The following is a 22,266-nucleotide window of genomic DNA, read 5'->3' as shown; positions in this document are numbered from 1 at the left end:
TCCCAATCACTTGGGAGCTTTTATGGCAAATACAGCAAATTTTAAAGTCGTCGTCATCGGTGGTGGGCCTGGTGGCTATGTGGCGGCAATTCGAGCAGCACAATTAGGCTTCGAAACGGCCGTTATCGAAAAAGAACGACTTGGTGGCGTTTGCCTAAATTGGGGATGTATTCCCACAAAAGCTTTGTTAGAGAGCGCTCATGTCTTGGAACACCTGCGCAAGGCCGCAAGTTTCGGTCTAAAAGCAGATAATGTATCAGCTGAATTCGAGCAAGTCATCAAAAGGTCAAGGACAGTCGCGGACCAGATGGCAAAAGGTGTCGAATTCCTTATGAAAAAAAATAAGATATCTGTCATATCTGGTTCGGCCTCTATCATCGATAAACATACCTTAGAAGTAAAAAATGAAAACGGTGAAGTATTTACCTATGGTACAGAATTTATAGTCATCGCTGTCGGTGCAAAAAATAAAGCGCTTCCATTTTTACCTTTTGATAGTGTAAAAGTTCTGAATGCTCGTGATGCGATGAGTCAAAAAACAGTTCCCAAATCTATCGCAATCATCGGAGCAGGTGCCATCGGAGTTGAATTTGCAGATTTTTATGCTTCTATGGGAGCAAAAGTAACTTTGATAGAATTCCAAGATCACTTATTACCAAATGAAGACATTGAGATTTCGCAAATTCTAGAAAGATCTTTTAAAAAACGAGAAATAGAACAATATTTAAGTTATGCGGTAGAATCCGCGACAGTGAATGCCGATTCCGTGGATCTCGTGTTGCAGGACAGAAAATCTGCAAAAAAAGAAAAATTAACTTTTGAACGTGTGATCGTTGGTGTAGGGATCGCGGCAAACACGACAGGTATCGGACTCGAGGGAGCTGGCATTAAAACCAAAAACGGTTTCATCGAGGTGGATGCTAGCTATAGAACTTCCATTGATACAATCTATGCGATTGGTGATTGCATTCCGACTCCATCTTTAGCCCATGTCGCTAGTGCCGAAGGCATAAGAGCCGCTGAGGATATCTCCATTCGATCCGGCAATCCTCATAAATTAGAAAGACATCCGTTGAACTATGATTACATACCTGGTTGCACTTATTGCCATCCAGAAGTTGCGAGCGTTGGTTTAACCGAAGCAAAAGCCATCGCCCAAGGTTATGAATTACAAATTGGAAAGTTTCCTTTTACCGCGAGTGGTAGGGCGCAGGCTCAAGGTGATACGACAGGAATGGTCAAAATTATCTCTGATAAAAAGCATGGAGAGATTCTTGGTGCTCACATCATAGGAGGTGCAGCGACAGAAATGATTTCTGAGCTTACGCTTAGCGCCAATATGGAACTTACGGTAAAAGAATTAGCGATGACGATTCATGCGCATCCTACGCTTGCCGAGGGCGTAATGGAAGCGGCCGCCGCAGTTCTTGGCGAAGCGATCAACATTTAATTAGTGTTTTTTGACGAGAACGGCTCCCTTTTGGATTCTCTCGTAAATTTTCCAAAATTTTTCATTCGGGACGAAACCAAATTCGTCCCGAGAAAATTTAGGTTTCAATCGTTTCACAAAATACATATCAAGTAGAACATTATGTTTTGCCTCTACTTTACCCCGGTAATCGCAATCAAATAAGAAACGGATTTTATGATACGTTTGTTCAGAGATATTGATTTCTCCGACTTCGCCAGAACTCTCCATCCGAGAGGCTGTGTTTACACTATCTCCCCAAATATCATAAGCAAATTTAAATCTACCTACGACTCCCGCGATGACGGGTCCGGTGCTAATTCCAATACGAAGCTCCCAGTGCGGAAATCCTAAACCTATTTTTATTTCCTTCATTTGGTCCATAAAGGAACGAATTTCAAGTGCGGCTAAACAAGCATCGAGCGCGCTGGTTTTGTTAGGTGTTGGTAATCCGCCAGCACACATATAGGAATCACCGATGGTTTTTAGTTTTTCCATTTTATTTCTGGAAACGATTTCATCAAACTGAGTGAAACAGGCATCCAAATCAGTAACTAACTCCTTCGTATCCATAGATTTTGCGACCATCGTAAAGCCGCGAAAATCGGTAAAAAGGATACTCACTTCTTCATAGGTTTCTGGTTCGTAAAATCCCTGGCGTTTGATCTCTTCGGCAATTTTTTTTGGTAGAATGTTAAGTAGTAGTCTTTCCGAAACTTCATTGGCAACTTCTGCTTTCTGTTTTGCCTCTTCGAGAAGTAAATAGCTTTGATCCAATTCTTCCGCGAGAGGTCGAGAAAAAACATATACTAAAAGGTAATTGAATAAAATTAATGGAAGAGTAACCAGAGTTAAATGAAACAAAGTTTCCCCAAAGGCCAAGTCTTCCAGAAACTTCGGCATCTGAAGTAGACTTGCGACCAATATCGCAAAAATTCCAAGGTTGGCCAACCTTTGGCTAAACCGAATGGTTCTTCCTTTTAAAGAAAAAGCTTCATACTTTAAAACTGCGAATCCTAAGACAATCGTTGGTATAAATAAGTAATCACTGAAAAGCGGAAAATTAATTCCATTTGAGGGAAGGATAGCAGTAAGTAGGAGCAAACCCGAAAACAAGATGGATCCTATGATTACAAAGGATAACCTTGGGACACTCCTCCATTTTCTCTTTAAATCTCTGGCGATAATAAATACACCAAGAAGAGTGATAAAGCCAATCAGGTATTGAACTAGGTAGCCCTTATGAATGATCGCTTGATCATAAACGTAATATCCATCAAATAAAAAAGGCGTTATGGAAAGGCATGCACAAATACCCGAAAAAATATCAACTAACTTGAGTATCGGTGGACGTGGCGAATCGATAACTTTTAATACAAATCTTGTAAAAATACTTGGAGCAAGTGAGAAAATCAAAAAACAAATTTGCGATATTCTTAACATTACAATATAATCCAAGGAAAATTTTGTAGGAATCGATTGTAAATTATAGAACGCCGTAATGATGAGTGAGAAGGCACAAAGTTGATTTAATTTCGCAGATGGATTTGACCCGGCCACAATGATGGCCATGAATATGGATGAGAAAAAAGATGCAGCCGGTGGAATGGCATAGGGAAACCATTTCTGATTTGCATACGTTGCATTGTCCATGCCAAGGGTTACCGCACTAGAAAGCAAAATCAAAGAGAAGGAAACAACACCAAACAAGATATAGAACAGTCCATTCTTTTGGAATAGCAATTCGTTCACATCAAAAAAATCGGAACGAAACACACCGTAGGCGATTAGCAGCAAAGGTATGAAAATAAAAAAGGAACCAGGATAAACATTGTATCCGAGTAAAACAGGAGCATTGGAAATCGTGAATATAAAGAGTATATTGTAACCAATAAAGAGAGATCTATGGATACGCCCTTCTAGCTCTTTCCATTTAAAGGTAAAGAAAGGCAAAACAAGAGCAAAGTAGCCTATGAGTGGTATGATTCCAAAAGGCTTAACATATACAGATGCCTTCGGATATTTACCAAAAGGATACTGGAACCAATCATTTGTAAAACCCTTACCTTGTAAGATTCCAAAGTAGCCAAAAACAACGGCCACCCAACATAAATACGTATAATAGAGAAAGACCTTGCGGCGTGTGATCGAATAACAAATGTAAAAATTTGTCGGTAAGATGAGAATGACAAACAAGTAGAGCCAGTTGTTCAACAGGAGTAAAAGTTCTTTCTCTAGTATCCAAGCACGAAGAGAAAGGATGAGTCCCAGACAGCTATACCCTAAAAAAGAAATACCAAGATTGATGGCAAATGTGCGATCTCTACCGGATTTATCAACCGCCCTTTGAAAGGAAAAATAACTTAAAAAAAGACCGACGATGAGAGAAACAATTCCAGGAACGCCATACGGTAATTGGAACCAAAAATATTCCCAAGCATTGGGATTTTCAGAGATTGTGGGAATAGGATAAGGAAGGAAAGAATCCATTTTGCTCTCTAGTGACGGTGCGATAAAAGCGACCTAACTGGCAACAGATTCTAGTAAACGGAGGAAAGAAATTTCCTCCGTTTATGCTTAAAATGGATTAAACTTCTGTACTGATGCTACCTGATTGTTTGATCGAGAACCAAACAACTCCGGTTCCAATGATACCTGCAAACAGCAAAACTATGAGTCCATCAATCGATAGGAAAGGAACGCTCGCACCTGCATGTCTACCAAATCCCATAAAGAAAAGCATAGGAACAGAAAGGAAGGTGTTGATACGAGAGAAGAGGAGAGCCTTTTTGGGGATAGAGGGGTCTGCCGCATTTCCAGACTTTACACCATTGATGATTTTTCTTTGAGCAGGCCAGATGACAAACCAAACATTGAACCACATGATGGTTCCAAGAAGCATACCAAGAAGGATCCAAGAAGTCCAATTCGGAGCAGAAGTTCTGAGTCCACCTTTTTCAAAAAGAAGAGCATAATAGGTAAGTCCAGAAAGGAAAGTAAACATGGCACCCCAACGAAACCAAAACAGTACTCTTGGCATGAGTTCAGGTGTAAGTGCTTTTTTTACGCCAGCATCCAATTTTCCCTGTACAGGGACATTGACCAGGTTCAGGAAGTAGAGAAGTCCAATCCAACAAACACCAGCAACATAATGTATCCAGCGAACTGAAAACAATAACAGCGCATTAAAATCTAAATTTTCCATAGGTTACTCCAAAAAGTAATTCGAAAGATGATATTAATATTTGATAGAATAATTCTAATTTTGACAAGTTTTTAAAATTACCACTGCCAAAAACTAAATCCAAAAAACGGTTGGAAATGATGATTTATAAGGATCTTTTGTAGATGACTTTTGGTTTTCTCACTAGAAAGAAGCCATTCTGCACATCGGAGAGAATGACGGAATCGAATTGGTATTTATCCTTTGCAACGATAAACTCGATGGAAAGATCCGCTCCAATTTCTAAGGGTTTGTATTCTGAGGTTATGCGCACTCGCATAAAAGAAGGTTCCATGGCTTCAAAAAAACATCTCGCTAAGGGTTCCTTCCTTTCACCTTCGATAGAGTAGATTTGAAACGGTAATGGTTTTTTGAATGCAGACATACAAACGGATCTTGGTCACCAGTTGCTCATGGGAATGGAATTCGTCGATTTTAAAATTTTAACAATTTTGAGATCTTTCCCTAGGAGTGACGTACATCGGGAAATGCCAATCTAACTTTTGTACCTCTCCCTACCTCACTCTCAATTCGAATCGTACCCGCATTCTTTCTGACGAATTCTTTCACCAAAACAAGTCCAAGACCAGACCCAGATTCCCCCTGTGTGCCCGAAGTCGAAGTTTGTCTTTCCTCTTCGAGTAAAGTCTCCAATACTTCCTGAGGAAATCCTATACCTGAATCAGAAATGATCAGAGAAAGTTCATTTTCATTTTTAAAGATTTGAATTTCAATCTGACCATCTGTTGGTGTAAATTTAATCGCATTTGCGATTAAATTTCTAAGAATTGTTTCCATCATTTTTTTATCCAAGAAAACTTCAAATTGCTCTTCCATTTTAGTTTGCAAGGTGATGCTTTTGTTGAGTGCCACAGGCGACATGAGTTCGAGGATTGAATTGAGTGTATCGTTCAGGATAAACTTCGACGGTGAATAAACGATCTGTCCAGATTGTGTGTTTGCCCAATCGAGCAAATTTTCTAAAAGAAGAAGGGTATTTTTGGCTGAAGTTTTCATCAATCGAATGTATTCGAGTATTTTCGATTGCGACATTTTTGAAATTTCATTCTCAATCAATTCAGAGAATGAATAGATTGAGCTGAAGGGTCCACGAAGATCATGGGCAATGATAGAAAAAAACTTATCCTTTGTCTTATTTGCGACTTTTAAATTTTCGCTAATGGTTAACGAAAGTTGGTAACTTTTTTCTAAATCTTCTCCCTGCTTTCGAATGATGCGATCTTGAGAGAAGCGAGTCGTCAGATTGTTCCACATAAACAATGATAAAAAAATACTAAGACCCGCGGTCGTAAATGCATTCACTCGATTCGATAGAACCACTTCGGCGTTAGCCTGCGTTAAGGGCAGAAGAAAGTATATCAAGAGATACGATAGACTGGTAATTATTACAGTGATACGTGGTTGTAAAAAGATAACGAATGGTGTTGATATGCAAGCAAACATGTAAGGAGTAATTGCGCTCGTTACAAGTTGGTCTAGAATCGTGAGGGAGATGCCTAAAGCTATCAGGAAAAGATACGTGAATTGAAACAGATGGATGATAAATTTCTTTTTGCGTTTTGAATCTCGGAAATGCAGGCGAAGTAAAATCGCCATTAGCGTAAAATGTATCATGGAGATGGAGTGGGAAACAATCACACCCCATCTCCAAAAATTTTCGACAGATTTTGTCGGATCGAGATGCAACGCAAACAGTACAATATGAAAAAAATTGATAATGATGGCAAGGATCGAAGCAGACGAAAGGAATTGGACATTTCGTGCAAATACTTCCTCTTCTTCTATATCCTTATAAATCTCCGTTGGTCGGAGAATGTTTAACCAATCCAAAATAAAATCCTACTCAGAATTTTCCTCTCGCTAAATGGGATCGGTCTCTGGGGCAACGAGTGGTCCATTGCTTTCCGGTGTAGATTCCTCTTTTTTTGGGTTTTGATTTTGGTTCGTAGTACTCGGTGGCGATACCATAGAATCTGTGTTTGGTTGGGAAACGGGAATGTCCGACTCTGCTGAGAAAGGGTTTTTAAAGCCATCCACGGAATTTAACCAGGAGTCACTTTGTGAGATGGATTGTTCCTTATCGCTCGGATAGGTTTCGATAGGACGGATGGTGATAGAAATATATTGTATCGCTTTTTCGTCACGCACGGGATCAAGATACGCAAGGCTATCATTCCTCCAACGCGATTTGATCCTTGGCTCCATTCGGAATGTTTTCATCATCATGTCTAGGTCTCGCGCATAATTCTGAAATCGGATACGTGGGGTCTTTGCTTGTATTACATAATACATTCCACCTTTCTTGTGAAAGAGAAAGCGATTCGAAATGACGGTCTTTTTTTCTGAGTAGTGCATGACGAGAAATACAGATTCATCAAAACCTTGCATATCCTCTTCCAATACTTTTTCACGAACTACTTTTAGATCTGGGTAACGTTTTAAAAATGTATCAACAGTTTCCTCGATAAATCGATCTAAATCGTATTCTTTTGTTCGTCGAACAATGTCGATTTGAAGGATAGCGTCTCGGTTGGATTTAGCAAACTGTATCCTTGCGGTTTCGGCATTTCGAAGCACGGCCTTGGACCAACCCCTCGGAAACTCAAAGGCAAATCCCAACGAATCTTCTATCCAAGTTCCCGCAAAAAGGGAGCTAGAAGTGAATATACCAAGGAGAACAAGAATTACATGCTTTTTCATCGTTTATAGTATCGGCATTCGCCCCTACGTTTATTTATACTGAGAGATTCCTTTTCGCAAGTCCCATTTTGGAGAAAGACGTAAATCTTTCCAAGAACGTTCATCAAAGATCTCCACGGAGCTCAAAAGTGGATAGAGCGGAGATTCATGGTATGGTGCGCCTTGCAGGCTGCGAAGCCTTCTGTAAAAGAAATTAAAAACTGGAATGAGAAATCCAAAAATAGGAATGGGAATGCCTTTATACTTTGCTTTTCCTTGTCTGCGGAGTTCCTCAACCACCATAGAGATAGTCACCGCCTCGGGATGGGAAAGGACATAAACTGGTTGTACCACTTTCTCTTCCAAAGCTGCTTCGCACCAGGCACAAAGAAAAGAAACCAAATCCTCCACATGCAGGATGGATTTCTTGCGTTCTTTTCCGAAGGAAGGGTAGATTCCTTTTTGGAAGAGCGAATGGAGTTTGGAGACGAAACTTTTTGTTCCATGGCCATAAACAGATGCGATGCGAAATAGAGAAAAGGGGACGGAGCTACCCAGACAATGGTTTTCTGCCGCAATTTTCGAACGTGCATATACGGAAGATCCTAACCTCTCACTCTCCAAAGATAAGTTTGATTCGTGGTGGCCATAGACTGAAACTGAACTTGCCAGACCGAAGGCGTGGCTTTTCTTTTCCTTTGCCAGACCGAGAAGAAGCTTCGTGGATTCAGAATTGATTTTAAAATAGTCTATCTCTGAAATCTTTGAGCCTGAAACAACTCCCGCTAGGTGCAAAACAAGATCCACAGGCTCAAGGATCCCTAATTCTGAAGTTGTATTTATGGTTAAAAAATTTCGTTCATAGAATTTAAAATTCTTATGATGGCGAATGGATTCAGGAATTCTGCTATATTCAGAGCCGATTGCAATGATCTTAAAATTTTCTATCAGATTTGTCGCGACCAATCTCCCGATGACACCAGAAACGCCTGTAAGTAAAATAGTTTTCAATTTCATATAAATATATTATAATAGATAGATTTGACAAAATCCCACTACAGCTCCTAATGCGGCACCTACAAGAATGAGAAGCATCTCATCCTCTTGAAAGGCAGAGCGCAGGATCGACTCAAACTCCTTAGGTGGCAAAGCCGCCATTCTCTCTCCCATCGTTTTCTCTAATTGCAATGCTTCCCCTAAATAGGTTTCAAGTTGAGAAGAATTGGCGATGGCATGCTCTGTCATTTTTAATGCAATCTGCTCTTTGACCGTTTCATAATTTTCTAGCCTACCTGTCGCAAACAAGAGTGGTTTTGCCAGGAGAGATAATTGATCTATCTGTTTGATGATGGCACTCCGAATGAGAAACAGGAGATCATCTGCCGCCTTTCCAAAAATGAGTTCTTGAAGTATGTTTTTTGGCGTGAGTATTTTTTCAGAAACTAACTTAGAATAAAGATAAGAAACTTCCGATTGGCGTTTCAGAAATAAGCCCTGATAGGTAAAAAGACCAAATATTTTTGTTGGAAATAGAGGCCGAAAGATCATCTCTAACGCCAGATAGTTTGTCAAATATCCAACGATGACACCTTGTAAGGGCAGAGTCCACCAAATGGGAAAGAAATAATAAAAAACCATCTGCACAAGGCCCAAGAGAAAACCAAAATAAAAGCCGGATCTTTCAATGAATTTAAACTCAGGTGCTCCCACTTCTTGGAAGAGCAAAACCACAAGACCAACATTATCACCAGATAATTTTTTTAATACTAAGGATTTTACATCAAAGAGTGTGGTAATATCAGCCTGAAGTTTTCGGATCACGTTTCGAATCGTAAAACCGCACTCTCGCTTCACCTTATGATATAACTCCTCTTTGACGACATCGGGAATCAAAGGCCATAATTTAGGATCGATACTATTTGAAAAAAGTTCCATCGTCTCACGAATCGAGACATCTAGGGCTGGTAGGAATTCTTTTTCCGCACGTGCAGGGTCGATCCTGCCAAAAACTTCTTGGATGTTCATCAGTCGGCCCGTGATGGTATCCACCGACTTGCTTGCCATCTTATGTGCTTTTCTGGGTATGATGCCTTGCCATCCCAAATACGGTGGGATGCCCCAAAATCGAATGGGATAAAAGGTCATCTTGAGTGCCAGCCAGTTCGTAAACCAACCTACAAATCCATAGGTAAAGGGGATGAGCAGGAGTTTATAATCAATCCATTCGAAATGCGGGTTTGGCATCTAATTGCCTAGGAAATGCGTAAAATGTAGAAAAGAAACTTATTTCTAGGAGTAAATGTTGAAAAAAAATGCAAAAAACAGCGTGATACGACATAATAATGACTGATTTTCGCTACAAATCAGAAAAAATGTTTGAAATGTGAACGAAAGGTACATATGTTTATCACAATCGAGGGTAATTCTTAGGCATTTCCCTTATTTAATTTGTAAATGAAAGCGAACAATATTGAGGTGAATTTATGTTTAATCGAGGGATCACTCTACTCGTACTAACTCTTGCATTTTTTTTGGCTGGCTGTTCTGGTAAGTCCAAATCAGCCCCCTTTTGGTTTTTGCTGGGAATTGGTGGAGCAGGAAACGCGACCGCCACGGCAGAGGGTGCTACGGCAACCGACTCGAACGATGTACCGCTTCCAGCGTCCAATGATTCCGTTTCTACCTCATCGAGTGGAGACGTTCCAGAAAACACGGCTGTCCAAGAAGTTCCGACTTCGGGTCCTGCACAAGTCACAGGAACGATTGTTCCGGTCGTTGGTGGTGTAAATGCGACTGACACTTGCGGATCCCCGGGAGCGCCCTCAGCTCCGAATTGTTTAGACCTCAGCCAAATCATCGTTCGCATTGAGGTTGCCAATGGTGGGAACTATACTTTGGTTTCATCCACTACTGCCCAAGCTGATGGAAGTTTTGTTTTTTCTTTGGATAACCTTCCCAATAATAACTACCGCGTACTTATCAATACCGGAAATGGTTTGAATTACACCTACCAGGATTTTTCATTCGTTTTTGATCCGACACAAGCGGGCTATACAGCTGTTGCAGTTGGAAATCTAACAGCCGAAAGGTTATATTATTCCTCTGGTCCCGCGACAATATCTGGTATGATTTCTACTCCTGGATTTTCGGGTGACGGGGTCACTGTTAACAGTGGAAATTTATCTGGCATTACAGTAACTCTTCGGGATTCGGAGGGAAATGTAGTTGGAACCACAACAAGTGCAGGAGATGGAAGTTTTAGTTTCAATTTTTCAAATCTTCCTAACGGGAATTATACGGTTGTCTACGAAGGCTCTTCTGTCACCTCGAATGGCCAAACCTTTGCGACCAATACTGAAAACATACATTTTACTTTCCAAGGAACAAATCCTTCCGTAACAACAGTTGTAAATTTAGGAGAGACGAGTCTTCCTTGGCTCGCAGCTACGGAGAGTAGCATTGCACTAAACGCGACTGTTAGAAATGGGGCTGTTTCAGGAGACACGACTTCTGTTTTTACGATCAAACTGAAGAATGAGCAAGGAGCCGTTGTAGATACGACCACTCGCACTGGTAATGGAACTTTTCAGCTAAACGCGAGCGGATTGCCTGGTGGTGTTTATTACATAGAAGTTTCCGGTCCTAATTTTTTCACCGTGTCGCAGTCTTTCCTTTTTTCACCGGCTCCAGATGGGGGAAATAAATCAGTCACAATCGCTACTCCAATTGGGATCGTTGCAAGACCATCTAACGTAGTCGGATATGTAAAGGATGGCTCTGGAAATCACATCGCTGGTTCCGTGATCAATTTTCGTCCTGATCGCGCACAACCTCCGTCAAATTTGACCTATCTATTAAATGACCCTCAAATCGGAAACGGGATCAGACTGTGGATCATAGAAGCAATGAGCGGAGTGGCAGGTGTCAATTGTTCGACAAGCCCTGGTTCTTCTCCTACCATTTGTAGCTGTGCCATCGCTCCAACTACAGCTTGTTTGCTTGCCAACCAAGGCAGCGGCCCATGGAATTATACGACATGGGGCAACAAAGTATATGATGTTCGACCTTCCGACAACCAGGTCTTTTTCACTGCCGCTGCAGGAACTTGGGCTTATTATATTTCTGCTCCTGGCTATGAAAACTGGTGTGGATCGAATTCCGTTCCTTGTTCCTCAAATCCTCTCACCATCTTGTTGAATGGCAGTGATTATAATGCTGGGAACGTAGCGATGGTCTCCATCTCTAACCGTTCTCAAATTGCGGGAACGATTTCTGTTCGGGATACGGCTCCGTCCAATCCAACCGTACATACGAACCAGTCCGGACTCTTTGTTGTACTTTTGGGAAATACGACTACGACAGGGTCTTCCTTGGCGCATATCGCTATTACTTCAGGGGGAAGTTTTGCATTTAATGGCAGTTCGTATGTAGTCACCCTTCCTCAAGGTCTAACCTCCGATGCCCAAAGAGTGGGATACGCATTGCAGACCTTAGCATCCGGTGGAGCCTCAACCCTCGCCAATGCAGATAGCATCGCCGTTGATAATGATGAAAATGCATCTGTCAGCGTGAACAATGGGAACCAATACAATTTCCGTCAGTCTTCGTACCAAGTGATCGTCGTTGATACCACGGTCTCAAGCCCGCGAGCTAGTTACCTTTCAAGCACATCTCTGAGTCTAGACAATTCCTCGATTGCAACAAATCAATATGCAACCACTCCTGTCACCTTTACTCTCAATGGTACTGCCGTTCATAATGTCCGAGCTACCGTGAGCGGAACTGTGACCGATGCCATTTCCACCTCGGTTGTTTCTGGAGCAACCCTCACTCTCGGAAGATTTGACAATGGAAACTTTGTGGCTGATGTCCGAAGAGATTGTTCGGGAGCTTTTGACAATAGCTCTTGTTCGGTTCCTGCTATCCGTCAATCTGGGCAGGATCAAATCATTGGGAATTTGACCTCCGCTGCCAATGGTTCGTATTCCTTCCTGCAAGTGCCACAGGGAACATACAGCTTACGTGTGGAAAAGAATGGCATCGTCACCTATTTCCCTGTCGAAGTCGGACCGACTGGCGGAGTCATCTCTGTAAATACACCTATCATCACGAATGCGGGTCGCGGACACCTTTCCGGATCGGTAAAAACGCCAGGTGGATTTGCATTCACAGGTACCTATTCCTTAGAAGTGGTTGATCCAAATACGGGTTCCATTCGACCAACCGCTGGCGTTCAACCTGCCTCTATTTCGACGGGAGCAACGACCTTTTCGAATGCCAGCCAATATACGATCTTTAATATCAATGCCGGAAGATGGAAGGTTCGGTTTGTGGCAAGTGGTTATAAAACTGTTGAGGGGATCGTAGACATCCAAGCAGATGCTACGACCAATTTTGACATCATCACCTTTGTTCCTGGAACACAAACTGCCGCTGCCATATCTGGACGCGCGCTTTCTGCTCTTTACAACACAGGAGTTTGTGATCTAACGGCTCGCATACGACCAGGCGTAAATGTAAAATCTGGACCGTACGCGATAGATGCCAATGGAGTCACCATTGCCTCTGTAAAAACGGCAACAGATGGATCTTACGCGATTCCGAATGTTCCTCCGGGCAACTATACGTTAGAAGTTTTAGGCTCAGGAAAATATGGAAATTGTACGAGTGGCCTTGAAACATATTCGACAACCTACAAGACAGTGATTGCGGCAGGATCTGAAACACCAGCCAACCAAAACATTCTCGTATCGCCTGTCATTGGTGAGAATGAAATGCGTGTGGTATTGTCTTGGGGAGCAAAACCAAGGGACTTGGATTCACATGTCCAGTACAGTGCTACTGATAGTGGCGAGCGCATTGTTTGGAACAGAAAGGCACCTCTTAGTGCGGGCAATGGTGAACTTGACTATGACATCACAACGGGTTATGGTCCGGAAACAATTACGCTAAAAGGAGCCATCTGGTCTCAACCGGTGAGATATTATAGCATCTACAACTGGTCAGGTGAAGCAAATATGGGTGTCTCTGGAGCCACCGTTCGCATCTTCAAAGGTTCTGTAGGTGAAGTTAGAAATTATTCAATCAACCCGAACCATTCGAATCGTTGGTGGAAACTCTTCTGTATTTCCAATGACAAAAACATCACCGATGTCGGAAGTGTAGGTTGTACCGCTTCCAATTTCCTAGAAAGATCAAAGTATTAGAAATTTTAATTTTACAACAAGCCAGAGATGAAATATCTCTGGTTTGCAAAGTGCACCTCTACAGGTAAGTCATACAATTGCGAAAGATTAGCACTCGTTAAAACGAGTTCTTTTGCACCGTAACCGATTAAGAGTCCATCCTTAAGAAGAAGGATGGTGTCAAAGTCAGATGGTATTTCTTCGATGCGATGTGTGATTAAGATTCTTGTGAGGTCTGTGTTTTCGATCTTCAATCTTTCGATACTTTTTTCTAATTGGTATCTCGCAGTGAAATCCAAAGCTGCTGTCGGTTCGTCTAGCACAAGCAACTTGACACCATCACCCAAGGCGCGTAATAAGAGAATTTTAGTTTTTTCTCCGGAAGAAAGTGTAGAATATCTCTGATTTGCCTTTGCTGCCAGATTTACAGAATGCAATCGATCTAACGCTAACTGATATGCCTCGGTGCTGATATCTTGATACAGCCCAAGTGTTTTGTGAATCCCCGTAATTACAACTTCTATGGCCGTGAGCGATTTTTGTACCAGTTGTTCTTGGTGAGCTGATTGTAAAAATCCTATTTTTTGTTGTAAGGGAGCGAGGGGAGTGGTTCCGTATTCTTCTCCAAAGGCAAAGATAGTTCCAGATGAAGGCCATAGATAACCAAACAAAAGATTGATGAGAGTTGTCTTACCTGCGCCGTTACGACCGACGATCGCAACACTCTGTCCTTCTTTCATCGAAAAAGATATATTTTTTAAAATCGGAATTTCATTTCGGGATAGGCTTACATTTTCAAATCGTAAGATTTCAGACATTCGTCGCTTTGTAGAGTGCCTCGACTTTTTTTACGGCTTTGGTGAATACTTCCTTGTCGTCTAATGAATACTTGGCGAGTAAATTTTTGTCTATAGCATAGAATCCCTTTTTAGATTCTTGAAAATCGCTCATCATATTTGCCATGTAAACCATCTCCACTAAGTCGCGAAGATCGGCAGGAGCCATGAATGGCTTGTGGTGGTATTCGATCGCCACACGCAGGTCTGCGGGAAATTCCCATTTTTCAGCGAGAAGTGCACCTAATTGAGGATGGCTAAGTCCAATCGCCATCTCTTCGAGAAGGGTTGAGTTTCCAGAATCCGATCCTCTTTGGTAAGTTTCAATTTTTTTGAAAAAGGATCTGTCCACAGAGAGAAGTAGAAACTTGCCAATATCGTGTAACAAAGCACTCACGGCTATGATATCCACGATTTTATTGGTAACAGTGTGTTCTGCGGCGAGGTACCGTGCATAGAAGCTGCAGCGATTTGAATGCTCCCAGACGTCCATCATCTTACCGTATTGTCCGTCCATAATCTTACGAACACCAGAAACATAAAGTAGGTTTCTTAGGTTTTTTAAACCCACAACTTTGATCGCCTGGATGATAGAACCAACTTGACTTCGATTGGCAAAAAAAGCTGAGTTTGACAACTTGAGCAGGTCAGCAGATAAAGCAGGATTTTTCTCAATTTCGCCTGCAATCATATTAAAATCAGAATCTGGGTTGTTACAAAGTTGAATGATCTTCGTGAGGGAATGAGGAAGCGGCGGCAAACCATCTATTTCGTTTAGAATTTTGGTCTTAAGATTTGTAGTTATCTCGAGAGGTGTCGTCACTTCCGGGACCGTTAAAGTTGCTCTCGTTAGTTTGTCGTTTGTATGGATGCGGAATTTATCAGATCCGATGCCAGAATTTTTTAGTAGTAGTTGGATGAGGACTAGGCCAAGTCCTGCAGATTCAGTACTGTCAGAAACATCGGCAAAGGCATCTGCCAGGTCATTATAATTTTTAGCGACTTCAATGCGCTTGTTAACGCGTGCCAGTTCTTCCGTTGTTATCGGAGCATTATTTTCGACAGCAAAATGAATCGTTTTTGCTTCAACTTTCATAAGAAGGCTAATATAAAAACTTCCGCCATCTAAGTGTTCTAATTGCTCACTCCACTTTTGAATGATGTTTTCTTGGAAAAGGGACATCCCTTTTTGGTAATCTTTCGGATTTTGAATATCAAGATTTTCGCGAGTAAAGTAATCGCGTTTGGCATTGGCTTTATTGGCATTCATCAAAAGCTCTTTTAGAACCGTAAAAACTACTTCCACCAAATAGAGCTTATCCATATAACCCATGACATGCACGAGGAGTGCATAAATCTCTTGGTTTTGTTCTTCGGTGACGAAGTAGTAATTGATTCTAGATTCTTTTGCGGTCTCTAATTGACCGATGATTTCCTGAAAATTCACTGTTACTATAGTTTCCTGTTGAAACACTCTTGTAAATAGTTTTTGAGGAACTGCAATTGTTTTATTTTTTTTAACCTCCTTCCTGAGATTTGTCCTAGTACTTTGTTATGATGATTTTATAGGGAGTTGAACATGATCACAAATTTTGAAAACGAAAGAGAAGAACTTCACCAATTGATGGAACAAAGATTGGAAAACATACTTAAATCTATGACAGAAACAAAGTACAAAAGAAAAGTTCCACGAAAATTTCCAATGGAGCCAGCGAACCAAGAGAAAGCACAATGGAATTTAGGTGAAATTCCTATATTATTTGGAGCTTAACCAGGATACCACCTCATAAAGGTCTTGGATGAAATGACTTCAGGAAATTCTTGGAAAGCCCTTTCCCAGTCATTTTGATTTAGTTCGGGAAATCCCTTAATGCCCCTAAATATTTTATTCGCTTCGGAGATTGAAGTACTAACTCGAGTTTCTTTTTCAATAAATGCATCTTTTAAATGTCCGATTTGTATCGGTGGGGATGGCTGCCATAATTGATCCCATGCTAGTTTGTTTTTCCCTTCATTTTTTGCGTATAACTTCGTAGTATTTAATTGTTCCCAAGTACGTTCTCGTTTTACCTGTGGTAGGCGGAACCTTTCATATCCTGTTCCCCGACAATGTGCCTTTCCACTGTCCCCTTTAAAGCTGACTCCAGATAACAAAAATTTGGCTGACTTTGCAAGTGTGGCCAATGCCTTCCCCATACCAGCAAGATTTAAACTAGGATTGGCAAGAGACGGCCAGGGCTCCTTTAGCTTATGTTCCAATATTTGATCGACGGGATGGTTCGTGTTTACGAGATAGATAGGATTTGGTAAGGAAAATATCTCGGACAGTCCACCTAACCAAGTTATGATGGGTATTCCACTTGGAATGGAAGGTAAAAAGTGATATAATGTACCTCTTCCTGGATCGAAAGATAGAATGGCATCGGGTAAGAGAGATTCCGATAAAAGGTACTGCACAGAGGTATCGGAAGAGAGTAGTAAGAGCTCAGATCTATGTTGTTTTAAAAAAGAAATTTCTTGTTCCAAATCTGGACTCGCGCCCACAAATACAGGCAATTTTTGACCCATCTGGATGGAGTTCAAAAGATAAGTATCCGCTTTTCTCGCTTTTATCAAGGAATCATTTTTTTGATAATTATGAGTCCAGATACGTGAAAAGTGACCAATCGTTTGTGTATTGATATCCGTTCTGGCATTTGTGATTTGAGTTAGAAACGTCACAAAGGAATCTATTTTCTCTGGAAATGCCCTCGTATAACCTGGGAAAGGTCGCAATTCCAGAGTATTTAAGTTCGTTTTTTTTAAAAACGATTTGAGACTTATTTCCCATTCGTTTTGATCATCGTTTGAATTTAACAAAACATAAGGTATATGATGCTGATTTAATTTTGCGAAAATTTGGGAGCGTTTCATTTGAAAGGCTTCGTTTTGTTCAATTTCGGAGATTGGCTCCCACAGTAGGAGCGGCGGCAGGTGCTCACCGTATTGCCGAATTGCCTGATCTAAATGATGCATAGCGCCAAGACCTAGGAGGCAAAGGATCGAATTTTTTGATTTAGGGAGTGTTTCTACAAAGCGAGACCCTTCTTTGAAAGGGTCAAATCGCGAATGCAAATAGGTGTGAGTGAGTGGATTGAAAAAATTAGAAAGCTGGCCTTCCGAGAAGACCGGTTCAAAGGGAATGGAAAGACCTCTTAGTCCTCTTCCTCGTCATCTGCTTCCGCATCCTCTTCATCATCATCAAAATCATCTTCCTCTTCTTCTTCTTCCTCTTCGGCTTCATCACCAAACTCGTCTTCGAATCCGTCTTCGTCGAGAGACTCAGGTTTACGTGCTTCTTCTTCGGGAATAAAATCTTCATCAATGTCTTCTTCCGCATGTGGCGCAAAGGAAGAACCTTGAGTAGAGGAGACGCCTGAAATTTTATCTTTTTCTTCTTGGATCTTTTCTCTTTCTTCTTTGGAGAGATATTTCCACTGAATTAAATCATTTGTAAGTGCATAAAGTGCTTGTACGGTAAGCTTTCGATTTTTAAGCTTCTTTGGAAGCGTAAGTTTATCAATCTTGTCGATCGCTCCGAATCCAGCGACACAGGTCTCGTATTTTTTTTCACGGCAGAGTTCAATTAAGGATACGATGTCGAAGTCTTCTTTGTGCGATTGGCTCATTATATGGATTCCCCAGAGATAGGAATGGAATGTTACGCCAGTTTGGGAGAATCACCTCTCCTGTCAAGGTAAAGTTCTAAAACGGGCTTTACATACGCGTTCCGTAGAGAAGGATGGGATCAAAGAAACCCAATGGGACATACAATCTTCCCCGCCTTTTGCCTTATCCTCCTCCTTTTGTTCGGAAACTGTGCTCCGTCGAAATCCTCTTATTTCGGGGAAACCGACTGGCAAGCCGTAGACATGGAAGGAAATGCCATTTTCCTAGGGACAACCGACAAGGAGCTCCTGGCTTTGAATGTCTATTCGCCCGATTGCGTACCCTGCTGGAAAGAAATCCCTGCTTTGAACTACCTTTTTTCCGAAATCCAAACAAAATATCCGAATCGAGCACTCTTTTTGGTCGTCGATCCCTACCAGATCGTAGATATACCAAGGACCGCCTCTTGGACCGAAGCCTATGAAAAAGGAAAGACCCGCATGGAAAAGGAAGTCAAGGAACGCAAAATCAATCTGCCGGTATTATTTATGAAGCCGCCTTTTGAAGTCAAAGAAGACTTTCTTGTGACAGGTACTCCAGAGACTCTCCTTTTTGAAACGAAACCACTTCGTCTCTACTATAACTTTATTGGAGCACTTTCAGAAGAGTCCAATATAGAGAACCTTAAAAAGGATCCGAAAGTTAATTTCTTTCGGCATGAATTTGGAATGAATTCCTTATGAGAGCATTATGTGTTAGATTTAAAGATTGCGAGGGGCCCGGAATTATTGAATCCGTTCTGCGTGAAAATGGATACAGAGTTAGTTTCCATAATGCCTATGATCTTAGAGTCCAACTATTGCCAGAAGCTCATTTGAATTTCAATCTTATTGTGTTGTTAGGTGGACCACAGTCTGTTACAGATCCTGATTTAGATTCCTTTTTTCAGCCTTATTACATGCTTGTTAAGAATATGATGGCTAACCATGGGCGAAAGTTAATCGGTATTTGTCTTGGATCTCAGATCATCGCGAAGGCATTAGGTGCCGAGGTTTTCGTTGGAGATAAAGGCCCAGAAGTTGGTTTCTCTCCGATGAAAATACGTGATGTAACACATCCGATTTTTAAAGGTATCAATCAGCCAGAAATCCAAGCTTTCCATCTTCACGAGGATACTTTTTCAATTCCCAAAGGTGCCACACACCTCTTAGAAAGTGATTTGTATAAAAACCAAATGTTTGCTGTGGAAAATAAAGTTTTTGCCTTCCAAGCTCATATTGAACCAACACTGCCGATGCTCGAAGTTTGGAAGAATGTTCACAAAGATTTCATTGCTCAAGGTAACGGAGATTTTAAAAATCTCGCGGAAAAGCAAAAGGAAATGGAAACATCGGCACGTATCATTTTTCGCAATATTTTATATACTTAATGGAAAACAAATGTTTCAAAAATTTTTAACCTTATTATTCGGCAGTAAATATGAGAGAGATCTAAAAAAACTTTCTCCGATTGTTACAACTATCAATTCATTTGAATCGAAGATTCGGAATTTGACGGATGAAGATCTTTCTCTTCAAACCTCTCGATTTAAAGAAAGGTTCGCAAAAGGTGAATCGCTTGATGATATTTTACCAGAAGCATTTGCTACGGTTCGAGAAGTCGCATATCGCACCTTAGGTATGCGCCATTTTGATGTACAGATGATGGGTGGTATCGCCCTACATTGGGGGAATATTTCCGAAATGAAAACGGGGGAGGGAAAAACGCTTACTTCAACCCTGCCCATTTACTTGAATTCTCTTTCTGGAGAAGGTGTTCACGTCGTTACGGTAAATGATTATTTAGCAAAACGCGATGCGAATTGGATGAAACCGATTTACGATTTTTTAAAGGTCTCCGTTGGTGTGATTCAACATGACATGGATCACGAGGAACGTAAAGAAGCGTATGCATCCGATATAACCTATGGAACAAACAACGAATTCGGATTTGATTACCTTCGCGATAATATGGTTTCTTACGCGGAACATAAAGTTCAAAGATCGCATAACTTTGCCATTGTTGATGAGGTCGACTCTATTCTTGTAGATGAGGCGAGAACTCCACTCATCATCTCTGGTCCCGCAGAAGAATCGACAGATAAGTATCTTAAGGTCGATAAAATCATACCGAAACTGATTGAGAGTGAAGACTATGAGGTAGACGAAAAGGCTAAAAATGTCATTCTTTCTGAGGATGGTGTTCATCATGTCGAAAAGTTACTCGGTGTAGATAATTTATATAATGCTGACAATATTGAACTCGTTCACCATGTGAGCCAAGCACTAAAGGCCCATAAACTTTTCTATAAAGACAAAGATTACGTTGTACAAAGCGGAGAAGTGATCATTGTTGATGAATTTACTGGTCGCCTAATGAAAGGTAGAAGGTATTCTGATGGATTGCATCAGGCCTTGGAGGCAAAGGAAGGAGTAACGATTGCACGCGAATCTCAAACTTTGGCATCCATCACGTTTCAAAACTACTTCCGTATCTATAAAAAATTAGCAGGTATGACGGGAACGGCGGATACAGAAGCCGAAGAATTTAAGAAAATTTATAATTTGGATGTAGTCGTCATACCTTCGAATGTGAAAGTAAAACGGGAAGATAATGCTGATAGAGTCTATAAAACGGAGAGAGAAAAATTTGATGCCGTCATTAAAGACATCAAGGAGCGATCGGCGAAAAAACAGCCGATACTTGTCGGAACCATTTCAATCGAAAAATCCGAAGTCCTATCTAAATTATTAACAGCAAACGGTCTTCCGCATAATGTTTTAAATGCGAAACAGCACGAGCGAGAATCAGAAATTGTAGCTAATGCGGGAAAACCAGGAGCCATTACCATCGCGACAAATATGGCAGGTCGTGGTACTGATATCGTTCTGGGTGGAGCCGCTAAATACAAAGAAGATTTAGAACTTTTGGATGAGAAAGCAGCCAAACTAAACATTCATGCAAAGTCTGATATGGACCCAATTTACCTTTTTAGAGAATTACTCATTAAACAAAAGTTTGATGAAGCGGAATCATCTCTAACAAACATCTCGAATTCGGAAGTACGTAAAATATGTGCGGAGATTCTTGAGTCTGCTAAGAAATGGAAGAAGGATCATGATTTGGTCATTGAGGCCGGTGGACTGCACATTATCGGTTCAGAAAGGCATGAATCCAGAAGGATTGATAACCAATTGCGTGGACGTTCGGGAAGACAGGGCGATCCGGGCTCCTCAAGGTTTTACCTTTCTCTTCAAGATGATTTGATGCGAATCTTCGGATCTGATCGAATTGCACGGATCATGGATACATTGAAGATGCCAGAAGGCCAAGAACTTGAACATAGCATGGTATCAAATGCCATTGCACGTGCTCAAAAACGAGTCGAAGGCCATAACTTTGATATTAGAAAGCATCTATTAGAATATGATGATGTTATGAATCGACAAAGAATTTTTATCTACGGCATTCGCAATGAATTACTTGAAAAAGACTCTATGTCCGATAAGATCTTGGAATTCATTGAAGAAGTGGCAGAGAATCAAATCATTCTCCACTGTGAAGGCAATAACACAAGCAGTTGGATGATTGATAACTTAATCGAATGGCTTCGTTCCTTAGGCATCGAAGCTGAATTTCCAATCGATTCGTATAAAAAGGAATCCAATCCACAACTTAAACTATTTGATGATGTCTCGAAGGCAATTCGCTCTGGCTACCAGGAAAAGGTGGAAAGCATTGGGGCTGACATTTGGAAATCCATCGAGCGAAATGTTTTCTTGGACATTTTGGACCATAGATGGAAAGACCATTTATATGCGATGGACCACCTAAAGGAAGGTATATGGACAGTTGGTTATGGCGAGAAAAATCCACTTGTTGAATATAAGCTGCAAGGATTTAAACTTTTTGACCAATTGGTTGAAAATCTAAAGTTAGAAGTGATCTCTTTTTTACTCCGCATCGAAGTATCCGATTCTGATAAGAAGTCAGTGAATGAGACGACTCCTCGCGAATATAAGAAAATCGGCGAAGAGACGCGTGCCGAGGTTGATATGTTTGGAAACGAGGTAAAGAAAAACCAAAACAAACCCCAAGTTTCAACCTCAATCAGCTCTGGTGGCGGCTCTGAACGTAAAACTAGCAGAAGGAAAAGATAGATATAAA

At 41.1% G+C, this 22,266-nt stretch carries 17 protein-coding genes; 6 read left to right on the top strand and 11 right to left on the bottom strand.

Annotated elements, in window-relative coordinates; genetic code table 11:
* The first annotated feature begins 22 nt into the window (after positions 1-22).
* On the top strand, positions 23-1,450 hold the full coding sequence (lpdA, locus tag EHQ58_RS06135) for a dihydrolipoyl dehydrogenase (RefSeq protein WP_135623002.1): 1,428 nt from the start codon (positions 23-25) through the stop codon (positions 1,448-1,450).
* Here lpdA and EHQ58_RS06130 read toward each other — a convergent pair whose 3' ends face one another.
* The 7 genes from EHQ58_RS06130 to EHQ58_RS06100 all read right to left on the bottom strand — a co-directional run bounded on the left by EHQ58_RS06130 (position 1,451) and on the right by EHQ58_RS06100 (position 9,635).
* Positions 1,451-3,958 carry an adenylate/guanylate cyclase domain-containing protein gene (locus EHQ58_RS06130; RefSeq protein WP_135623001.1) on the bottom strand — a complete coding sequence of 836 codons (2,508 nt, stop codon included), beginning with the start codon at positions 3,956-3,958 and terminating at the stop codon, positions 1,451-1,453. It lies immediately after the preceding gene.
* Positions 3,959-4,055: 97 nt separating this feature from the next.
* Positions 4,056-4,673, bottom strand: a complete 618-nt coding sequence (locus EHQ58_RS06125) for a urate hydroxylase PuuD (RefSeq protein WP_135623000.1) — start codon at positions 4,671-4,673, stop codon at positions 4,056-4,058.
* A gap of 124 nt (positions 4,674-4,797) precedes the next feature.
* A complete protein-coding gene (locus EHQ58_RS06120; RefSeq protein ID WP_135622999.1) occupies positions 4,798-5,076 on the bottom strand; it encodes a hypothetical protein in 279 nt (92 codons plus the stop codon).
* Positions 5,077-5,156: 80 nt separating this feature from the next.
* Positions 5,157-6,542: a sensor histidine kinase gene (locus EHQ58_RS06115; protein WP_135622998.1), complete on the bottom strand. Its 1,386-nt coding sequence runs from the start codon at positions 6,540-6,542 to the stop codon at positions 5,157-5,159.
* 30 nt (positions 6,543-6,572) lie between these two features.
* Positions 6,573-7,412 (bottom strand): hypothetical protein, encoded by an 840-nt coding sequence (locus EHQ58_RS06110; protein WP_135622997.1) that lies wholly within the window; start codon positions 7,410-7,412, stop codon positions 6,573-6,575.
* 30 nt (positions 7,413-7,442) lie between these two features.
* Positions 7,443-8,408, bottom strand: coding sequence for an NAD-dependent epimerase/dehydratase family protein (locus tag EHQ58_RS06105; RefSeq protein ID WP_135622996.1), 966 nt, complete (start codon positions 8,406-8,408; stop codon positions 7,443-7,445).
* 9 nt (positions 8,409-8,417) lie between these two features.
* On the bottom strand, positions 8,418-9,635 hold the full coding sequence (locus tag EHQ58_RS06100) for a DUF445 domain-containing protein (RefSeq protein WP_135622995.1): 1,218 nt from the start codon (positions 9,633-9,635) through the stop codon (positions 8,418-8,420).
* Between the two features lie 239 nt (positions 9,636-9,874).
* Here EHQ58_RS06100 and EHQ58_RS06095 point away from each other — a divergent pair, with 239 nt between their 5' ends.
* The gene (locus EHQ58_RS06095; protein WP_135622994.1) at positions 9,875-13,597 is read left to right on the top strand and encodes a Cna protein B-type domain protein; all 3,723 of its coding nucleotides are present in this window, start codon (positions 9,875-9,877) and stop codon (positions 13,595-13,597) included.
* Positions 13,598-13,608: 11 nt separating this feature from the next.
* Here EHQ58_RS06095 and EHQ58_RS06090 read toward each other — a convergent pair whose 3' ends face one another.
* Entirely contained in the window at positions 13,609-14,394 is a 786-nt protein-coding gene (locus EHQ58_RS06090) for an ABC transporter ATP-binding protein (protein ID WP_135622993.1), read from the bottom strand.
* Positions 14,387-15,859: an HDOD domain-containing protein gene (locus EHQ58_RS06085; RefSeq protein ID WP_135622992.1), complete on the bottom strand. Its 1,473-nt coding sequence runs from the start codon at positions 15,857-15,859 to the stop codon at positions 14,387-14,389. Before EHQ58_RS06085 ends, EHQ58_RS06090 begins: the two co-directional genes overlap by 8 nt.
* Before the next feature lie 132 nt (positions 15,860-15,991).
* Here EHQ58_RS06085 and EHQ58_RS06080 point away from each other — a divergent pair, with 132 nt between their 5' ends.
* A complete protein-coding gene (locus tag EHQ58_RS06080; RefSeq protein ID WP_135622991.1) occupies positions 15,992-16,183 on the top strand; it encodes a hypothetical protein in 192 nt (63 codons plus the stop codon).
* On the opposite strand, the gene EHQ58_RS06075 is transcribed toward EHQ58_RS06080, so the two are convergent.
* Complete coding sequence (locus EHQ58_RS06075) at positions 16,180-17,427, bottom strand: 6-hydroxymethylpterin diphosphokinase MptE-like protein (RefSeq protein WP_135622990.1); 1,248 nt, start codon at positions 17,425-17,427, stop codon at positions 16,180-16,182. The genes EHQ58_RS06080 and EHQ58_RS06075 overlap by 4 nt on opposite strands.
* A 179-nt stretch (positions 17,428-17,606) precedes the next feature.
* A complete protein-coding gene (locus EHQ58_RS06070) occupies positions 17,607-18,080 on the bottom strand; it encodes a DNA primase (RefSeq protein WP_135622989.1) in 474 nt (157 codons plus the stop codon).
* A gap of 132 nt (positions 18,081-18,212) precedes the next feature.
* Here EHQ58_RS06070 and EHQ58_RS06065 point away from each other — a divergent pair, with 132 nt between their 5' ends.
* From EHQ58_RS06065 to secA, 3 genes are read left to right on the top strand one after another with little or no spacing between them, the layout of a single operon-like run.
* The gene (locus EHQ58_RS06065) at positions 18,213-18,803 is read left to right on the top strand and encodes a TlpA family protein disulfide reductase (RefSeq protein WP_135622988.1); all 591 of its coding nucleotides are present in this window, start codon (positions 18,213-18,215) and stop codon (positions 18,801-18,803) included.
* The gene (locus EHQ58_RS06060; protein ID WP_135622987.1) at positions 18,800-19,489 is read left to right on the top strand and encodes a type 1 glutamine amidotransferase; all 690 of its coding nucleotides are present in this window, start codon (positions 18,800-18,802) and stop codon (positions 19,487-19,489) included. The genes EHQ58_RS06065 and EHQ58_RS06060 overlap by 4 nt, the downstream gene beginning before the upstream one ends.
* 10 nt (positions 19,490-19,499) lie before the next feature.
* Positions 19,500-22,259, top strand: coding sequence for a preprotein translocase subunit SecA (gene secA / locus EHQ58_RS06055; protein WP_135622986.1), 2,760 nt, complete (start codon positions 19,500-19,502; stop codon positions 22,257-22,259).
* The last annotated feature ends 7 nt before the right edge of the window (positions 22,260-22,266 follow it).

The organism is Leptospira ognonensis, assembly GCF_004770745.1.
GTDB lineage: Bacteria > Spirochaetota > Leptospiria > Leptospirales > Leptospiraceae > Leptospira_A > Leptospira_A ognonensis.
This window is presented reverse-complemented; position numbering and strand designations above follow the sequence as displayed.